The organism is Brevibacterium sp. NPDC049920, assembly GCF_040656435.1.
GTDB classification, from domain to species: Bacteria; Actinomycetota; Actinomycetes; order Actinomycetales; family Brevibacteriaceae; genus Brevibacterium; species Brevibacterium pityocampae.
In genome coordinates, this window is the sequence record NZ_JBFAMF010000014.1 from 1 (window position 1) to 18436 (window position 18436).

13 protein-coding genes are annotated in these 18436 nt (G+C 69.9%); 3 read left to right on the forward strand and 10 right to left on the reverse strand.

The window, feature by feature from the left end:
* The 6 genes from AB0I45_RS12425 to AB0I45_RS12450 form a co-directional block, all read right to left on the reverse strand.
* The coding region (locus tag AB0I45_RS12425) for an ABC transporter ATP-binding protein (RefSeq protein WP_360318554.1) at nt 1-1604 on the reverse strand (1604 nt) is incomplete at its 3' end.
* Nucleotides 1601-2725 (reverse strand): ABC transporter permease, encoded by a 1125-nt coding sequence (locus AB0I45_RS12430; RefSeq protein ID WP_360318557.1) that lies wholly within the window; start codon nt 2723-2725, stop codon nt 1601-1603. The genes AB0I45_RS12430 and AB0I45_RS12425, both read right to left, overlap by 4 nt.
* Nucleotides 2725-3813 (reverse strand): ABC transporter permease, encoded by a 1089-nt coding sequence (locus AB0I45_RS12435; protein WP_295689705.1) that lies wholly within the window; start codon nt 3811-3813, stop codon nt 2725-2727. The genes AB0I45_RS12430 and AB0I45_RS12435 overlap by 1 nt, the downstream gene beginning before the upstream one ends.
* 238 nt (nt 3814-4051) lie before the next feature.
* On the reverse strand, nt 4052-5692 hold the full coding sequence (locus tag AB0I45_RS12440) for an ABC transporter substrate-binding protein (RefSeq protein WP_265809269.1): 1641 nt from the start codon (nt 5690-5692) through the stop codon (nt 4052-4054).
* Nucleotides 5693-6140: 448 nt separating this feature from the next.
* Nucleotides 6141-7163: a class II fructose-bisphosphate aldolase gene (gene fbaA, locus AB0I45_RS12445; protein WP_137318740.1), complete on the reverse strand. Its 1023-nt coding sequence runs from the start codon at nt 7161-7163 to the stop codon at nt 6141-6143.
* A 280-nt stretch (nt 7164-7443) separates the two neighbouring features.
* Complete coding sequence (locus AB0I45_RS12450; RefSeq protein WP_137318739.1) at nt 7444-9327, reverse strand: BCCT family transporter; 1884 nt, start codon at nt 9325-9327, stop codon at nt 7444-7446.
* Nucleotides 9328-9493: 166 nt separating this feature from the next.
* On the opposite strand from AB0I45_RS12450, the gene AB0I45_RS12455 reads away from it, so the two are divergent.
* The 3 genes from AB0I45_RS12455 to AB0I45_RS12465 all read left to right on the forward strand — a co-directional run bounded on the left by AB0I45_RS12455 (nt 9494) and on the right by AB0I45_RS12465 (nt 13466).
* Nucleotides 9494-10846: an MFS transporter gene (locus tag AB0I45_RS12455; protein WP_360318563.1), complete on the forward strand. Its 1353-nt coding sequence runs from the start codon at nt 9494-9496 to the stop codon at nt 10844-10846.
* 249 nt (nt 10847-11095) lie between these two features.
* Complete coding sequence (locus tag AB0I45_RS12460) at nt 11096-12289, forward strand: acyl-CoA dehydrogenase family protein (RefSeq protein ID WP_137318737.1); 1194 nt, start codon at nt 11096-11098, stop codon at nt 12287-12289.
* 31 nt (nt 12290-12320) lie between these two features.
* Nucleotides 12321-13466, forward strand: a complete 1146-nt coding sequence (locus AB0I45_RS12465; RefSeq protein WP_360318567.1) for an acyl-CoA dehydrogenase family protein — start codon at nt 12321-12323, stop codon at nt 13464-13466.
* A 136-nt stretch (nt 13467-13602) separates the two neighbouring features.
* Here AB0I45_RS12465 and AB0I45_RS12470 read toward each other — a convergent pair whose 3' ends face one another.
* The 4 genes from AB0I45_RS12470 to AB0I45_RS12485 all read right to left on the reverse strand — a co-directional run bounded on the left by AB0I45_RS12470 (nt 13603) and on the right by AB0I45_RS12485 (nt 18350).
* Nucleotides 13603-14817: a hypothetical protein gene (locus tag AB0I45_RS12470; RefSeq protein ID WP_360318570.1), complete on the reverse strand. Its 1215-nt coding sequence runs from the start codon at nt 14815-14817 to the stop codon at nt 13603-13605.
* Between the two features lie 127 nt (nt 14818-14944).
* Nucleotides 14945-15640, reverse strand: coding sequence for a TrmH family RNA methyltransferase (locus AB0I45_RS12475; RefSeq protein WP_137318734.1), 696 nt, complete (start codon nt 15638-15640; stop codon nt 14945-14947).
* Entirely contained in the window at nt 15637-17466 is a 1830-nt protein-coding gene (locus AB0I45_RS12480; protein WP_265809264.1) for an ABC transporter permease, read from the reverse strand. Before AB0I45_RS12480 ends, AB0I45_RS12475 begins: the two co-directional genes overlap by 4 nt.
* Nucleotides 17466-18350: an ATP-binding cassette domain-containing protein gene (locus AB0I45_RS12485; protein ID WP_360318575.1), complete on the reverse strand. Its 885-nt coding sequence runs from the start codon at nt 18348-18350 to the stop codon at nt 17466-17468. The genes AB0I45_RS12480 and AB0I45_RS12485 overlap by 1 nt, the downstream gene beginning before the upstream one ends.
* Nucleotides 18351-18436: the final 86 nt, after the last annotated feature.

Below are 18436 nucleotides of genomic sequence, written 5' to 3' on the forward strand. Positions count from 1 at the left end.
TGCACCGAAACATCGAGTGCCGAGGTCGGCTCGTCGGCGATGAGGAGCTCCGGGTCGAGCGCGATGCCGCGGGCCAAGGACGCACGCTGGCGCTGCCCGCCGGACAGCTCGTGGGGGAACCGGGCGGCATAGGACTGCGGCAGCTGCACGGCCTCGAGCAGGTCGAGCGCGGCCCGCCGGCGCTGCTGATCGCTGAGCTCGGGGCGGTGCACCGCGAGCGGCTCGGCCACGCACTCGCCGATCGACAGGTGCGGGTTGAAGGAGGCCGCCGGGTCCTGGAACACGAACCCGATCCGCTTGCGCACGGGTCGGAACGCCTTCTCCCTGAACCCGACCATCTCGTGGTCGAACACCGTGAGCGAACCCCCGGTCGCCCGGGTCAGACCCGCGATCGCGCGCCCGATGGTCGTCTTGCCCGACCCCGATTCGCCGACGAGGCCGAACACCTCGCCCGGCCTGATCTCGAAGCTCACGCCGTCCACCGCGGTGAAGTCACTCTTGCCGAAACCACCCGGGTAGACGATCTCGAGGTTGCGCGCGACGACCACCGGCGCGACATCCGGGCGCACGTCCGCAGCCGGATCCGCACCGGGAGCCGCGGCCGCCGCCTCCGCCGAGGCGCCCGCCGGCGCATCCGCCCGTGTCGGGGCGGACGCAGTGCCCGCCGCAGCCCCCGCCGAGGCGCCAGCACCATCGGCGGCCGGCACCTCGGTGACGGAGAGCCGGGGCACGGCGGCGAGCAGCGCGCGCGTGTACTCGTGGGTCGGATTCGCGAACAGGGTGCGGACGTCCGCGGTCTCGACGAGGTCGCCGCGGTACATCACGGCCACCCGGTCGGCGAGGTCGGCGACGACGCCCATATTGTGGGTGATGAGGACGATCGAGGTGCCCATGTCGTCGCGCAGGTCCCGGAGCAGGTCGAGGATCTCCGCCTGCACGGTGACGTCGAGCGCGGTAGTGGGCTCGTCGGCGACGATGAGCTCCGCCCCGAGCGCAAGCGCCATCGCGATGACGATGCGCTGCTTCTGCCCGCCGGAGAACTGGTGCGGGTAGTAGTCGTGGCGCTCCTCGGCATTCGGGATGCCGACCTTCTCCATCGCCTCGACGACGCGCGCCCTCATCGCCTTCCTGCTCATCTTCGGGTTGTGGGCGCGCAGGCCCTCCGCGATCTGCCAGCCCACGGTGAACACCGGGTTGAGCGCGGTCGAGGGCTCCTGGAACACCATCGACACATCCGCCCCGCGCATCTGCCGCAGCTTCTGCGGGGAGGCGGTGAGCACATCGGTGCCGGACAGGACGATCGCCCCGCCGGTCGTCGCGGTCTCCGCGAGCAGCCCGAGGATCGACTTCGCGGTCACAGTCTTGCCGGAGCCGGACTCGCCGACGATCGCGAGCACCTCGCCCGGGCGCACGCTCAGGTCGAGGTCGTTGACGGCGTTGACGTCGCCGGCGTCGGTGGCGAAGGTGACGTCGAGGTCGGAGATCGTCAGCCGGGCTTCGCCCGCGCCGTGGCCGGAGGCGTCGCCCGTGCCGGCGCGCGCAGCACCGGCGCTCCGGGCGCGGCCGCTCTCGTCGTGCGCTGCAGCGAGGTTGTCCGAGGTCATCGCAGATCCCCCTTCGTCGTCGTGGCGGCCGAGGATCCGGTCGCCGAGGTGCCCGCGGCACCGGGCGCAGTCGCCGAGGACCCGGCAGCACCCTGCGCGCCGGCACCGGCCCGCCCGCGGCCGCGGGCCCGGCGGCGCACGCGCAGGCGCGGGTCGTTGAGGTCATTCATCGACTCGCCGACAAGCGTGATGCCGAGCACCGTGAGCACGATCGCCAGGCCCGGGAACACCGAGGTCCACCAGATGCCCGAGGTGACGTCGGACAGCGCCTTGTTGAGGTCGTAGCCCCACTCCGCGGCCGAGGTCGGCTCGATGCCGAAGCCCAGGAAGCCCAGGGCCGCGAGCGTGAGGATCGCCTCGGAGGAGTTGAGGGTGAAGATCAGCGGGATGTTGCGCGTCGCATTGCGGTAGACGTGGCGGGTGATGATGCGGAACTTCGACTCCCCGATGACCTGCGCGGATTCCACGAACGGCTCCGCCTTGAGGCGCACGGTCTCCGCCCGCACCACGCGGAAGTACTGCGGCACGAACACGACGGTGATCGAGATCGCCGCGGCCAGGACGCCGCCGACGACGTTCGACTGCCCGCCGGAGATCACGATCGTCATGACGATCGCGAGCAGCAGGGACGGGAAGGCATAGATCGCGTCGGCGACGACGACGAGGATCCGGTCGAGCCAGCCGCCGATGTAGCCGGAGATCAGACCGAGCGCCACGCCGATGAACAGCGACATGACGACGGCGACGATGATGACGAACACCGCGGTGCGCGCACCCCAGATGACCCGGGAGAACACGTCGAAGCCGCCGACAGTGGTGCCCCAGATGTGGGCCGCGCTGGGCGACTGCTGGGCGCCGAACGCCCCCTCCGGGGTGCGCAGCTGGGCGTAGTCGTAGGGCGCGATGAGCGGGGCGAAGATCGCGGCGATGAGCACGAGCGCGCAGATCACCAGGCCGCTGATGAGCATCCCCCGCTGCAGGCCGACGGACTGGCGCAGGTGGCTGATGACCGGCAGGCGCGACCAGCGCGAACGGGAGCTCGACGGGGCGCCGGGGGTCGCGGACGCCTCGGGGGCGGGCGCTCCGGGAGCGCCGGGGGTGGGGGTGATCTCGGTGCTCATCAGTACCTCACTCGCGGATCGATGAGAGCGGCGATGATGTCGACGACGAAGTTCGTCAGCGCGACGATCACGGCCAGCAGGACGACGATGCCCTGGACGGCGACGAAGTCGCGCGCGGCCAGGTACTGGGCGAGCTGGAAGCCCAGCCCCTTCCACTCGAAGGTCGTCTCCGTGAGGACCGCGCCGGCGAGCATGAGGGCGATCTGCATGCCCATGACGGTGATGATCGGGATGAGCGCGGGCCGGTAGGCGTGCTTGGTGACGAGCCGGAACTCGGACACCCCGCGCGAGCGGCCGGACTCGATGTACTGGTTGCCGAGCGTGCCGATGAGGTTCGTGCGCACGAGCCGCAGGAACGTGCCGCCGGTGAGCAGGCCGAGCGCGACGGCCGGGAGCACCGCGTGGCGCAGCACGTCCCCGGCGGCGTCCATGTTGCCGATCCGCAGGGCGTCGAGCAGGTAGAGGCCGGTGGGGCCGACGACGCCGGACATGAGGAGCTCGGTGTTCCCGGTCGCGCGTCCCGCGACCGGCAGCACCGGCCACATCACGCCGAACACGAGCTTGAGGAGCAGGCCGGCGAAGAACACCGGGGTGGCGTAGCCGAGGATCGCGAGCACGCGCAGCACCGCGTCGGGCCAGCGGTCGCGGAACTTCGCGGCGACCATGCCGAGCGGGATGCCGACGAGGAACGCGACGATGAGGGCGAAGAAGACGAGCTCGAGCGTGGCCGCGCCGTAGGTCAGGAGGACCTCGGTGACGGGCCGGTTGTCCGACAGGGTGGTCCCGAAGTCGCCGCGCAGCAGACCGCCCATGTACTCGAAGTACTGGACGATGAGCGGGCGGTCGTAGCCGGCGGCGGCGACGCGCTCGGCGAGCTGCGCCTGCGTCAGCCGGCCGCCGAGTGCGGCGGTGATCGGGTCGCCGGTGATCCGCATGAGGAAGAACACCAGGGTGGTGAGGATCCACACGGTCGGGATGATGAGGAGGAAGCGGACGAGGATGTACCGGCCGAGTCCCGAGCCCTGACGGGTCTTCGGGGACTTGACCGGACCCTCGGCGAGTTCCGGGGCTTGCACGCTGGCTGTCATGGATTCGCAATCGGGCTGGGGAGCAGGGGTGTGGTGCGGCGGCGCTGTCCGCGGATCACGCGGGCGGCTCGCACGGGCCGGGCCCAGGGAGACCCGGACGCCGCAGCGGGACGGGCAGGAAGATCCTACCCGCCCCGCTGCGGTGGTGGTGCCGGCGGGCGCCTCGGCCGAGGTGCCCACCGGGTGATCGGGTGACGTCACCCGGCCGGCCGGGCGAGGACCGCCCGACCGTTCGGCATCACTTGCCGAGGAGTGCCAGACGGAACTGGAAGGACGGATCGAGGGTGTCCTCGATGCCGGTGACCTCGGAGTTCGCCACGGCGATCTGCTCGCCCTGCAGCAGCGGCAGGGTGGGCAGGTCCTCGGACAGCGTCTTCTGGATGTCCTCGATCGCAGTGGTGCGCTCGCCCTCGTCCTCCATCGACACCTGCTCGTCGAGCTTCTGGTTGAGCTCGTCGTTGGTGTAGTCGTTGCCGAGGAAGCTCGGGGAGTCCTCGGTGTTGTAGAAGAACGGGACGAGGTAGTTGTCCGCGTCGGAGTAGTCCGGGAACCAGCCGAGCTGGTACTGCGGGTAGGCGTCGATGCGCTCTTCGGCGTACTGCACCCACTCCGTCGACTGGAGGTCGACGGTGAACAGCTCGGTGCTCTCCAGCTGGTCCTTGATCTGGGCGTACTCGTCGCCCGAGGACGGACCGTAGTGGTCCGGGCTGTACTGGAGCTTGATCTCGACGGGGGTCTCCACGCCGGCGTCCTCGAGGGCCTGCTTGGCCTTCTCGACGTCCGCGCCGCCGCTGCCGTCGCCGTAGGCGCTCTTGAGCTCCTCGGCCGCACCGGGCAGGCCGTCCGGCACGTGGCCGAACAGCGGGGTGTAAGTGCCCTTGTAGACCTGCTCGGCGATCGCCTCGCGGTCGATCGAGTGGGCCATCGCCTGGCGCACGGCCTTGGCCTTGTCCTCGTCGGCCTCGTCGGTCTCGGTGCCGAAGGGCATCGAGTCGAGGTTGAAGACGATGTAGCGGATCTCGCCGCCGGGGCCCTCGTGGACGGTGAGGTTGTCGTCGCCGCCGAGGTCCTCGATGTCGGTCGCCGACAGCGAGCGCCAGGCCACGTCGATGGTGCCGCTCTGCACGTCGAGCTTCATGTTGTTCGCGTCGGTGTAGTAGCGCATCTGCACCGCGTCGGACTTCGGCTCACCGAGCGCACCCTGGTACTCCGGGTTGGCCTTGTAGGAGACGAGCTCGTTGAACTGGTAGGAGTCGATGGCGTACGGGCCGCCGAACGCCTCACCGGAGACGATGTCGTCGTCGGCGGTGATCTCCTCGGCGGAGAACACGTCCTCGTCGACGATCGGGCCGGCCGGGCCGGCGAGCACGAGCGGGAACGTCTGGTCGTTCTCACGGGCGAGGTTGAAGACGACCGTCTGCTCGTCCGGGGTGTCGATCGACTCGAGGCCGCCGAGCAGCGAGGACGGTCCGTTGGGGTCCTGGATCGACTTCTGACGGTCGAAGCTGAACTTGACGTCGGACGAGGTGAGGTCGTTGCCATTGGAGAACTTCAGGCCCTCCTTGAGCTTCACCTCGTACTTGGTCGGCTCGGTGAATTCGGCGGACTCCGCGACGTCGGGCTCGGTCTCGGCGGTGCCGGGGGTATAGGCGAGCAGGAACGGGAACACCTGCTGCATGACGAAGAACGAGCCGTTGTCGTAGGAGCCGGCCGGGTCGAGCACGGTGACCTTGTCGGTGGTGCCGATCGTCAGGGCCTCACCGCCGCCTTCACCGCCCTCTCCCGAGGTGTCGGTGGTGGAGGTGGAGCAGGCGGACAGCAGGAGCGCGGTGGCGCTCAGTGCTGCACCGGCTTTGAGCAGCGCACGAGTGCGAGTCATCGATACATCCTTATCTCGGTCGGGATCTCAGGGTGGAGATCCGCTGGGGCTCGGCCGACATCGCGCGAGGCGGTGGGCGGCTGCTGCGCTCAGATCTGAGCACGCCATCCCTGTTCCGTGGGCATCGGCTGAAAGACACGGATCATCGTAGTCCCTTCCGGAACTCCCTGCCCCTGTTCGCCGCTTCGAAGTGCGAATGCAACCGAATCGTCACTTTCGCGGGGCATGCGGGCCGGGCACGCGGCCTCCCCGGCCTCCCCGGCCGCGCCGGCTGCGGCCCTCCCGCACCTCGATGCGACTGATTCTGGAGCAGACGATGGAATTCAGTCGCAAACAGCCCCGAAGGGCCGATATTCGGCTGCCGTCTGCAGGAACAGTCGCATCCCCGGACCGGACGCCTCCCCGGGGCCGGCCTGAGCGGTGCGGAGGACGACCTCCGCACCGTCGGTCACTTGAGCGCGTTGCCGGCGGACCCGAGATTCTCGCAGGCCTCGACGATGCGCGCGGCCATGCCGGCCTCGGCGGCCTTGCCCCAGGCGCGCGGGTCGTACTGCTTCTTGTTGCCGACCTCGCCGTCGATCTTGAGCACGCCGTCGTAGTCGCGGAACATGTGGTCGGCGACGGGCCGGGTGAAGGCGTACTGGGTGTCGGTGTCGATGTTCATCTTCACCACGCCGTGGCTCACCGCGGCGGCGATCTCCTCCGCCGTCGAACCGGAGCCGCCGTGGAACACGAGGTCGAACGGCTTCTCCTTGCCAACCTCCGCGCCGACGGCGTCCTGGATCTCCTTGAGGAGCTCGGGACGGAGCTTGACGTTGCCCGGCTTGTACACACCGTGGACGTTGCCGAAGGTCAGCGCGGTCAGGTAGCGGCCCTTCTCACCGGTGCCGAGCGCCCGCGCGGTGGCCAGGCCGTCCTCGACCGTGGTGTAGAGCTTGTCGTTGATGGCGTTCTCGACGCCGTCCTCCTCGCCGCCGACCACACCGATCTCCACCTCGAGCAGGGTGTTCGCCTTCGCCGACAGCGCGAGGAGCTCCTCGGCGATCTGAAGGTTCTCGTCGAGCGGCACCGCGGAGCCGTCCCACATGTGGGAGCCGAACAGCGGCTGCTCGCCGTTGCGGGCGCGCTCGGCGGAGAGCTCGAGGAGCGGCTTGACCCACGCCTCGACGGCGTCCTTGGGCGCGTGGTCGGTGTGGAGCACGATGTTGACGTCGTAGCTCTTGGCGACCTCCTGGGCGAACGCGGCGAACGCCACGGCGCCGCGCACGCGGTCCTTGATCGTCGGGCCGGACATGTACTCCGCGCCGCCGGTCGAGATCTGGATGATGCCGTCGGACTCCGCCTCGGCGAAGCCGCGGATCGCGGCGTTGATCGTCTGGGAGGAGGTGCAGTTGACGGCCGGATAGGCGAAGCCGCGGGACTTGGCGCGGTCGAGAAGCTCGCTGTAGACCTCAGCAGTTGCAATGGGCATGTCGTCTCCTTGTTCCACCGGGCCGCGCTCGGAATCGGCGGCGTGCGGGTCCTGCCTCCGATGTTTTCACGTCCGCCCGGCCGGTGCCAGTCATCAGCGCGCCCCTCACGGGGCTCCCAGGAGCCCGCCCCCAGGTGCCCGCCGATTCCGCGCGGCGCGGCACCGCGGCAACGGGGGTGCGCAGAGCACGGGCGGGATGGCGCAGACCACGGACGGGGTGGTGCGGACGGCGCCGAGGCGCCCGCCCGGTGCCGGTCCGGGCGGGCGCCTCGGGCCCGGGTCACTCGCCCTGCGGCGCCCCGCCGTCTGCGCGAGCGGCCTCCCCGGCACCCGGCGCCTCGGCTCGGCCGCGGGTGAACGGGCCGGTGGTGCGGGAGAGCCGGTAGTCGATCCGGTCGTCGACGCGCGTGTCGACCTGCCGGCCGAACGCGTGGTCGAAGTCGTCGGCGAGCTTGCCGCTGAGCATCGCGTAGCGCTCCTCCCGCTCCCGCTTCTCCCGCAGCGCCTGGTCCACCTGCAGGCTCCGCAGGGTGGACACGGCCATGAGGAGCATGACCACGCTGAACGGCAGCGCGGTGGCGAGCGAGGCCGCCTGGAGCGCCTGGAGACCGCCGGCGAGCAGCAGGCCGATCGCCAGCGCACCCTCGAGGAGGGCGAACATCACGCGCGACCACGTGGGCGGGTTGGGGTGGCCGCCGGAGGCGAGCATGTCGACGACGAGCGAGCCGGAGTCCGAGGACGTGATGAAGAAGATCGCGACGAGGACGATCGCGGCGACCGACAGAATGGTGCCCAGCGGCAGGCCGGTGAGCACGTCGAACAGGGCGGCCTCGGCGACGACGCCCGCCTCCGGGTCGACGAGGTCTCCGGCACCGAAGATCTGCCGGTAGATGCCGGCGCCGCCCATCACGGAGAACCAGAAGAAGCCGACGATCGTGGGCACGAGGAGGACGCCGGCGATGAACTCGCGGATGGTGCGCCCACGGGAGATCCGGGCGATGAAGACGCCGACGAACGGCGCCCAGGAGATCCACCAGCCCCAGTAGAAGATCGTCCACGAGGAGTTCCACGCGGCCCCCTCCTCGCCGGTGTAGGCGCCGACGTCGAAGGACATGTCGAGGACGTTGGCGAGGTAGGTGCCGAGCGACTCGATGAAGTTCTGGAACAGGAAGAGCGTCGGGCCGAGGAGCAGCACCGAGATGAGCAGGATGCCGGCGAGGGAGAGGTTGATGTTCGACAGCCACTTGATGCCCTTGCCGAGACCCGACACGACGGACAGGGTGGCGAGGAAGGTGATGACGACGATGAGGATGACGAGGATCGTGTTGTCGACCGTGTCCACGACGCCGAGGCTCGACATGCCCGAGGCGATCTGCTGGACGCCGAGGCCGAGCGAGGTCGCGACGCCGAACACGGTGCCGAAGATCGCGAGGATGTCGATGACGTCGCCGACCCAGCCCTTGACGCGCTCGCCGAACACCGGTTCGAGGGCCCAGCGGATCGAGATCGGACGGCCGCGGCGGTGCACGGCGTAGGCGAGCGCGAGGCCGATGACGGCGTAGATGGCCCAGGGGTGGAGACCCCAGTGGACGAAGGTCTGCGCCATCGCGAGCTGCGCGAGCTCGGTCTCGTCGCCGCTCCAGCCCGGCTTCGGGCTCGACGTGGCGTAGGTCAGCGGCTCACCGACGCCGTAGAACACGAGGCCGATGCCCATGCCGGCGGAGAACAGCATCGCGAACCACGACAGGAGCCCGAACTCGGGGCGCTCGTCGTCGTCGCCGAGCCGGATGCGCCCGAACTTCGAGAGCGCGATGCCGACGACGAACACGATGAACCCGGCGATGATGAGCATGTAGTACCAGCCGAGGTTCGTCACGATCCAGCCCTGCACCGCCTGCAGCGCGGTGTCGGTGGGGCCGGGGGCGAGGATCGCGATCACCGCGACGGCGAGGATGACGAGCAGCGACGGCCAGAACACCGCTGGTGCGACGTTGCCGCGGCCCAGGCGCACTCCCTGCCGCTTGAGCTTCTCGGTGATCTGCGCGTCGGTGTCGTCCTCGGCGATCTGGTGCCGCGGTTCGAGATCGGGGTCGATCGGGTCGACGCCGTCGTCGCGGGTGTCGGCGCGCGCGCCGGCCGCGCCGGTGCTATCTGATGCGTTCATCCGGGTGTCCGTTCCGTATTCGCTGAATCGTCGTGAGATCTGGGTTCCGTATGGCCTGGGTTCCGTGAGTCCCGGGTGTCGTACCGTGACGAGGATACTCGGGAGATTCCCAGGTTTCATCCCCTGGACGCCCCGTGTGACGAGGTGCACGGCTAGAGTGCCCGGTATGAGCACCCCCGAGACGGAGCGTCCCGCATCCGAGGTGCCCCGCCCCTCGGGGACCGCACCCAAGCGCACCGTGCTGTCGTGGGCGCTGTGGGACTGGGGCGGTTCGGCGTACAGCGCCGTCGTCGTCACCTTCGTCTTCGCCCCCTACCTGACCTCCGGCGTCGCGGCGGACGAGGTCGCCGGCTCCGCGGCGCTCGGCTGGGTGACCGGGATCGCCGGGGTCGTCGTCGCCCTTCTCGCCCCGGCCGTCGGCACCCGCGCGGATTCGAGCGGTCGGCACCGGCTGTGGCTCGGCGTCAACACCTTCCTCGTCGTCGCCTGCGTGCTCGGCATGTTCTTCATCCGGGACTCCCCCGGCTACCTGTGGCCGGGCCTGCTGCTCCTCGGGCTCGCCGGGATCTTCTACGAGCTCGCCGAGGTGTTCTACAACGCGATGCTCTCCCGGATCTCCACGCCGAGCACCGCCGGGCGGATCTCCGGTTTCGGCTGGGGGCTGGGCTACTTCGGCGGGCTCGCGCTCCTCGTCATCCTCCTGTTCACCGTGATCCAGCCGGAGGTGGGCCTGTTCGGCGCCACCGACGAGGACGGGATGCGGTATCGGATCGTGGCGGCGGCCTCGGGCGTGTGGTTCGCGGTGTTCGCCGTCCCGCTGCTCGTGTTCGGCCCGCGCGATGTGCCGGGCGCGGCGGCCGGGCCCGGTGGGGGTGTGCGCGGCATGGTGCGGCAGTGGGGCCGGGACCTCCTCCACGTCGTCGAACGGATCCTCGACCTGTTCCGCAGCGACCGGGAGACGCTCAAGTTCTTCCTCGCCTCGGCGGTGTTCCGCGACGGCCTGACGACGATCTTCGCCTTCGCCGGGGTGATCGCACTCGGCTCCTACGGCTTCAGCGGTGCGGAGGTCATCTACCTCGGGGTGGCGGCGAACCTCGTCGCCGGGATCGGCGCGGTGAGCGCCGGCTGGTTCGACGACCGGTTCGGACCGCGCGCGGTGATCATCGTCGGGCTCGTCTGCCTCATCGCCGGTTCCCTGCCGATCATCGTCAGCGATTCGAAGACGGTGTTCTGGGTCACGGCGATGTGGCTGTGCCTGTTCGTCGGCCCGGTGCAGGCCGCCTCGCGCTCCTTCCTCTCCCGGATCACGCCGCCGGAGCGGGCCGGTGAGAACTTCGGACTCTATGCCACGACCGGGCGGGCCGTGAGCTTCCTCGGCCCCTTCATGTTCTCGACCTTCATCATGCTGCTCGGCTTCCAGCGCGCCGGCGCGATCGGGATCGCCCTCGTCCTCGCCGTCGGCCTGATCCTCTTCCTGCCGGTCGGCCGACCGGCCGAGGTGCGCGCACAGGAGAGCTGATCGCGCGGGCCGATCGATCACGCAGCGCCATCGACCTGCCACCTGTGCTCGAGACCCGGGCGGATTCTCGAGCATCCGTGACAGCTCGTCGTGCCGATCGCGCGGTGCCGGCAGCTCGCCGGCCGAGGGCGCCTCGGCGGCGGGCATCCGACCTTACTCAGCAGTAACGGTCAATTGTGACTGTCGCCACTCCGGCTACTACACTGGGATGACAGACCCCATCCCTGAACGAACGATCGAGGAAGATCCATGGATAATCTGCTGAGCAAGGAAGAACTCGAGTTCGCACAGCACATGCGCGAGTTCTATCGCACCGAGATCCCCGAGGACATCCGTCGCCGCAACGCGATCGGCGAGGAACTGAGCAAAGAGGACATGGTCACCTCGATGCAGATCCTCAACAAACACGGCTACGCGGTGCCCAACTGGCCCGTCGAGTGGGGCGGCCAGGACTGGACTCCGGTGCAGCGCCACATCTGGCTCGAGGAGATGCAGCTCGCCTCCGTGCCCGCGCCGCTGGCGTTCAACGCCTCGATGGTCGGCCCGGTGATCGCGACCTTCGGCAGCCAGGAGATCAAGGAGCGGTTCCTCCCCAAGACCGCCAACCTCGACATCTGGTGGAGCCAGGGCTTCTCCGAGCCCGACGCCGGCTCCGACCTCGCCTCCCTCAAGACCACCGCGGTCAAGCAGGGCGACAAGTACATCGTCAACGGGCAGAAGACCTGGACGACGCTCGGCCAGTACGGCGACTGGATCTTCATGCTCGTGCGCACGGATCCGAACGTGAAGAAGCAGGCCGGCATCTCCTTCCTGCTCATCGACATGAGGACCCCGGGTGTCACCGTGCGCCCGATCCAGCTCATCGACGGCGGCCACGAGGTCAACGAGGTGTTCTTCGAGAACGTCGAGGTCCCGGTCGAGAACCTGGTCGGCGAGGAGAACAAGGGCTGGACCTACGCGAAGTTCCTGCTCGGCAACGAGCGCACCGGGATCGCCCGGATCGGCGCCTCGAAGGTCGCACTCGCCCGCGTCAAGGCCTACGCCGCAACCACCCGCACCCCGCGCGGCACGCTCCTGCAGGACCCGCTGTTCTCGGCGCGCCTGACCAAGGTCGAGGCCGAGCTCACCGCGCTCGAGTTCACCCAGCTGCGCATCCTGTCGACCCAGGCGGCAGGCTCCGACAAGCCGGACCCGCGGTCCTCGGTGCTCAAGCTGCGCGGCTCCAAGCTGCAGCAGGACATCACCGAGCTGCTCGTCGACGTGCTCGGCCCGCAGGCCCTCGACTTCGTCGACTCCCGCGAGGTCGCCGACGGCTTCACCACCCTGCCGCCCGGTGCCTCCGACGCCCTCAAGGCGTACTTCAACTACCGCAAGGTGACGATCTACGGCGGCTCGTCCGAAGTCCAGCGGTCCATCATTTCCAAGGCTCTGCTCGGCCTCTGAGCCGCGACGATATTCGAAGGAGAATCGCCCCATGGATCTCGAACTCACCGATGTTCAGCAGGAGCTCGGCTCGACCGTCGCCCGCCTGCTCAAGACCAAGTACGACGCGGGCACCCGCGAAGCCCTCCTCGCCACCGACCGGGGTTGGAGCGAGGAGATGTGGAACCAGTACGCCGAGATCGGCCTGCTGGGACTCCCGTTCGCCGAGGAGCACGGCGGTGCCGGCATGGGCTTCGCCGAGGTCGCCGTGGTGATGGAGGAGTTCGGCCGTGCCCTCGTGCTCGAGCCCTACCTCCCCACCGTGGTGCTCGGCGGCGGCCTGGTGGACGCCGTCGGCACCGACGAGCAGAAGGCACAGGTGCTGCCCGGCGTCGCCGAGGGCACGACCTTCCTCGCCTTCGCCGGCCAGGAGCCCAACAGCCGCTACGACCTCACCAGCCCGGCGACCACCGCCGCGGTGTCCGGTGACGGCGCGACGCTCACCGGTGAGAAGTCCGGTGTGCTCGGCGGCGACGCCGCCACGCAGTTCGTCGTGTCCGCGGCCGTCGACGGCGGCGTGGGCCTGTTCCTCGTCGACGCGCAGGCCGAGGGCGTGACCGTGGACGTGCGCACGCAGGCCGACGGCCTCAAGACCGCCTCGGTGCTGTTCGAGAACGCACCGGCCACCCGTCTGGGCACCGGCGATGCGAGCGATGCGATCGCCCGCGTCATCGACACCGCCAACGCCGCGCTCGCCGCGGAGGCCGTCGGTGCGATGTCGGCCTCGCTGAAGATGACCGCGGAGTACCTCCACACCCGCGAGCAGTTCGGGGCGCCGATCGGCCGCAACCAGGTGCTCCAGCACCGGGCGGCGGACATGTACGCGACTCTCGAGGGCGCGAAGAGCATGGCGCTGTACTCGAAGCTCGCGATCACGCAGGACGTGGACGGCACCTCGAAGTCGCGTCACGCCGACGTCATCGCCGCGAAGATCATCGTCGACGACGCCGCCGAGCAGATCAGCCAGGAGTCGATCCAGATGCACGGCGGCATCGGCATGACGATGGAGTACCCCATCGGCCACTACGCCAAGCGCCTCACCGTCATCCCGCGCACCTTCGACGACGAGGACTCGCTCGTCGCGGAGCTCGCCGGGCTCGGCGGACTCATCGAGCCGGAAGCCGCAGATGTGAGCTGAGTCCCGGTCTCCGACAGCACAGAGCCCCTCGGTCACCCGAGGGGCTCTGTCGTGTCAGCCGGTCCTGCCGGGGGTGCTCAGTGCTGCGACCGGGCCGACCGCCCGGCTCACCGCTGCGGCCGGGTCGGCGTCGAACTCAGCGCCGCGGTGGCCGGAAGCGGTCCTGCGGGTTCTGTCCCGGATGACCCTGACCCGGGTGGTTCTGACCGGGGAATCCTCCCTGCTGCCCAGGAGGGTACTGCCCGGGCGCGTGCTGACCGGGCATCTGCGGCCCGCCCTGGGGATGTCCTCCGGGGTGGCCGCTGCCCGGCTGCACCGGCGGGGAGCCCGCGGGTCCGCCGTAGCCCGCAGGTGCCGGTCCGGAGCCGTACCCCGGTGCGGGCCCCGAGCCGTACGGGCCGGGCTGCTGCTGACCGGGCTGGGGTCCGGGGCCGTGGTGGCCGGGCGCGGGTCCCGAGCCGTACTGACCCGGCTGCGGACCCGAGCCGTAGGGACCGGCTGCCGCTGCAGGTCCGCCCGGGTACCCCTGACCGCCGGGGGCACCGTACTGCGCACCCGGGGCACCGAATCCGGCGCCCTGCTGCTGCCGCTTCTTCTTCCGCGACATGACGATGAGCACGATGATGAGTGCCACGATCCCGAGGATCACGATGATGCCGATGACGATGAGGACCCACCACGGGAACCCGGAGACCTGCGCCTCGGCGGTGAGCTCTTCGCCCTCGAAGGTCTGCAGGTCCCAGGACGCGGTCGAGCCGTTGACCTCCGCACCGGGCGCATCGATGACCTTACCCGGGAAGGTGAACGCGATGACCGACTCGTCGAGCATCGAGCGGATGCTGTCGACGCCGAGACCGGTGTCGATGCCGGGTGCGGCGCCGGGGTAGCCGCCGGTCGGCGGGGCGGGCATGTCCATCGACGGCATCGCCACCGGGTTGGGCATTGACAGGGAGATCGTGCCGTCCTGCTCGCTCAGCGAGAGCTGCGAGATGAATCCGAGCTCGTCCTCGGTGAACTCGGTGGGGTCGACGTCATCGAGGGTGAACCGGATACCGACGTAGAGCTCGTCGTGCACCTCCCCCGTGGTCACGCCGCGGTCGGACATGTCCGGCACGTCCCCGGTCATCTCTTCCAGGGCCTCGTCCGTGGTCTGCCCGAGATCTTCGACCGCGGACTTCTTCATCATCACCGACATCGTCCCGGACAGTGTGAGGTCCGTGCTCACGTCGAGGTCGGAGTTGAGCTTCACACAGCCGGTGAGGACGAACAGGGTGAGCAGGAGGAGTGCGACCCCGGCGAGACGTGAACGCCGAGCGCGAGGCGGCAGGGACGCGGTGGGTGCCGGGGACATGGCCGAGCCTTTCGACGATGAGTGCTGGCTCAAACCTATGCGGCAGGCGGCCTCCCGCGCCACTGCCGGGCCGGCCCGTGGGCAGCGGACTCCCCGGTCCTGCCGTCCCCGTGCCCGAGGTGCGGGCTCACCGGCGCTCGGGCGCCGGGTCCCGGCCCGGGGCCCCGGCGGCGAGCTGGCCAAAGGCGTGCCGGCGGATCCAGGCGTGCATCGCGATCGCGGCGGCCGCGGCGGCATTCATCGACCGCGTGGACCCGTACTGCTCGATCGAGAGCACGGCATCGCACGCGGCGTGCGCGGCGTCGGTGAGGCCGGGGCCCTCCTGGCCGAAGAGGAGCATGCACGCCTCGGGCAGCTCAAAGGTCTCCAGCGGCACCGAGTCGGGGAAGTTGTCCACGCCGATGAGGCTCAGTCCGCGCTCGGCGCACCAGGCGGCGAGCGCAGCGGCGTCGGGGTGGTGGTGGATGTGCTGATAGCGGTCGGTGACCATGGCCCCGCGGCGGTTCCACCGCTTCCGGCCGACGATGTGGACGGCGGCGGCGTTGAAGGCATTGGCGGTGCGCACCACGGACCCGATGTTGAGGTCGTGCTGCCAGTTCTCCACGGCGACGTGGAACGAGTGGCGGGACCGGTCGAGGTCGGCGACGATCGCCTCGAGCGTCCAGTAGCGGTATCGGTCGACGACGTTGCGGCGGTCACCGGCGGCGAGCAGCTCCGGGTCCCAGTGGTCGCCTGCCGGCAGCGGGCCCTCCCACGGTCCGACGCCGACGGGCAGGCGCTCTGCTGAGCCCGCCTGCCCGTCGTCCTGGTGCTGCTCGGTCACCGAGCGCCCGGCTTCTTCCGCTTCGAGGCGGCCGAGGAGCCGGCTTTCCCGGACTTCCCGGCGGTACCCGGCTTCGCCGCGGACTTCCCGGTCGCGGTCTTCGCGGCCTTCGTCGCCGGAGCGGGCTTCCCGGTCGACTTCCCGGTCGACTTCGCGGTCGTGGCCGTGGACTCCTCCGCGGCATCCTCGTCCGGGTCGGAATCCTCGACGTCCGCGTCATCGAGGTCCGCGCCATCGACGTCCTCGGACCTGCCAGCGGTCGTCGACTTCCCGGACTTCCCGGACTTCGCGGACTTCGCGCCCGTGGCAGCTTTCGCGCCCTTCGACGACTTCGCGTCCTTCGTGCTCGTCTCCGCGGCGTCGTCGTCGCCGTCCTCGGTCTCGGCGCCCTTGCTCCGATCCCCCTTGACCTTCGCGGTCTTACCGGTGCGACCGGAGCCGCGCAGGAGGTTGCGGCGGTAGGCGGCGGAGGCGAGGGCGAACGCGATGAGTGCGGCGACGAGCACCGAGCCGAGCGCGATCAGACCCTCCCACCACTCGGCCTGGGAGGCGAAGTAGCGCAGCGGGGTCGCCACCGGAGCGGTGAACGGGATCCACGACATCCACTTGAGCGCCTCGAAGTTGTTGAGGAAGAACAGCGGCGCAAGCGCCCCGCCGAGCACGAGGATCACGGTGAGTCCTGCGCCCACCTGGCGGCCGCGGCGCTTGGCGGCGGTCGCGGCCCACAGGTACAGCGACAGGAACAGGAGGTGGGCGAGCAGGAACAGGCCGGCGAACCAGCCGAGTCCCGGCATCATCGACACCGCGAGCGAGGTGCGCGAGGCGATCGAGAGTCCGAGAAGGAGCACGCCGACGGCGATCGCGAGGTACCCCAGCGACAGCAGCGTGAGGCCGTACACCCGGCCCCAGGCCGCGGACTTCGCCGGGATGGTGGCGGCGATGATCTCCGCGATGCGGTTGCGCTTCTCCACCCGCATGTTCGAGTAGAGCAGCGCGCCGAGGGTCATCACCGAGGCGATGAGGAGGAACGCCAGGCCCCAGCCGAGCGCCTTCGCGGCCTCGGTGTTGACCGCCGGGGGCTCGAGGTAGGTCACCGGCATCTGCGGGGCGAACTTGTCGAGCACGGCGGTCGGCTCGCTGTTGAGCGCGACGATCGTGTCGTTGCCCTGGCCCGTCACGTCGGGGATGAGTGCGGCGTCGACCTCGCCGTTGCGCACCATCTCCTGGGCGACCTCGACGCTCTCCGCGTCGAGGACCGTCATGCCGAGCTGCTGTTCGAACAGCGGGGCCTGCTCACCGATCCCGACGACCGCGACCGCGGTGTCGGAGCCGTCGCTCGTCGAGTCCGCGTTGCCGAGCCCGATGACGAGGCCGGCGAGCACGGCGAGCCCGATGACGAGGGCGGTGACGTAGAACAGGGGGCTGCGCGAGGCCGTGGTCGTCTCCCGGTTGGAGACGAGCCAGGCCGCCTGGCGGCCGGTGAGATCGCGGAACTCGGAGACGAGGCCGGTGCGCGGCTCGGTCGCCGGGTCCTGCCGGTCCTCCCGCAGCTCGTAGGGCACCTCGTCGTCATCATCGATCGTCGCGACCTCGATCTCCTCGTCGGCCGCATCCGCGTCGAGATCGTCGTCGGCGAGTTCATCGTCATCGGGATCGTCGGTGGCGGGATCCTGCGGGTCGACGGCGTCGTCCTCGGTCGTCGTGGTCTCGTCCTCGGTCGTCGTGGTCTCGTCCTCGACCAGGAATTCGTCGTCCTCGAGGTTCCCGAGGTCGGAGGACAGGTCGCGCTTCGGCCCGTTGGCGCCGGTGTCCTTGGGATTCGTCATCACACCTTCTCCTTGAACAGTTCGGCGAGGCTGGGCTCGACGGTGGTGAAGCCGCGCAGACCGCTCAGTCCGGTGACGGCGGCCCCGGCGGCGTCGACGTCGCTCGCCTCGAAGGCGACGGAATCACCCGTGCGGGCGGCGGTGGCGACGCCCGGGCTCGCGGCGAGGTGCGCCTCGGCGGCGGTGGCCGAGGCTTCGTCGGCGAAATCGGCGCGGTAGCTGCGGTGGTCGGCGCGGAGCTCGGCCAGGGTGCCCTCACCGGCGATCGTGCCGTGCGAGAGCACGATGATGTCGTCCGCGGCGGCCTGGGTCAGCTCCCAGCTGTCGGAGGTGAATACGATCGGCACACCGGAGTCGGCGTGGTCGCGCAGGAGCTCGAACACCTTCTCCGAGCTCGCGGCGTCGAGTCCGTCGAAGGGCTCGTCGAGGACGACGACGTCCGGGTCGGCGGCGAGGATCGCGGCGATGTCGACGCGCGCGACCTCGGTGCCGGAGAGGTGCGACAGCGGCGCATAGGCGCGGTCGGACAGATCGAGGCGGGAGAGCAGGGTGACGGCGTTGCGCTCGGCTGCGCCCATGGTCATCCCGTGGAGGCGGGCGAAGAAGACGATCTGCTCGAGCACCTTCATGTTCGGGTAGCCGCCGCGCTCACTCGGCAGGTAGCCGAAGTTCTGGCGGTCGCCGAACCCGAGCTCGTGGCCCTCGAGGGTGATGGTCCCGGAGTCCGGTTCGATGAGGCCCATGATGATGCGGGCGAGCTCGGTCTTGCCGGAGCCGCGGGGGCCGACGACGCCGGTGATCCGGCGGGCCTTCGCGGTGAATGACACGTCCTTGAGCCAGGTCTTGCGACCCGACTTGAGCGTGATTCCTGTGAGTGTGAGCACTGATCGTCCTTCTGTTCCGCCAGGGGTGCGCACGCGTCAGACCGATGGGTGCGCAGAGACAAGTGTGTCCCGACGGTGGGACATGC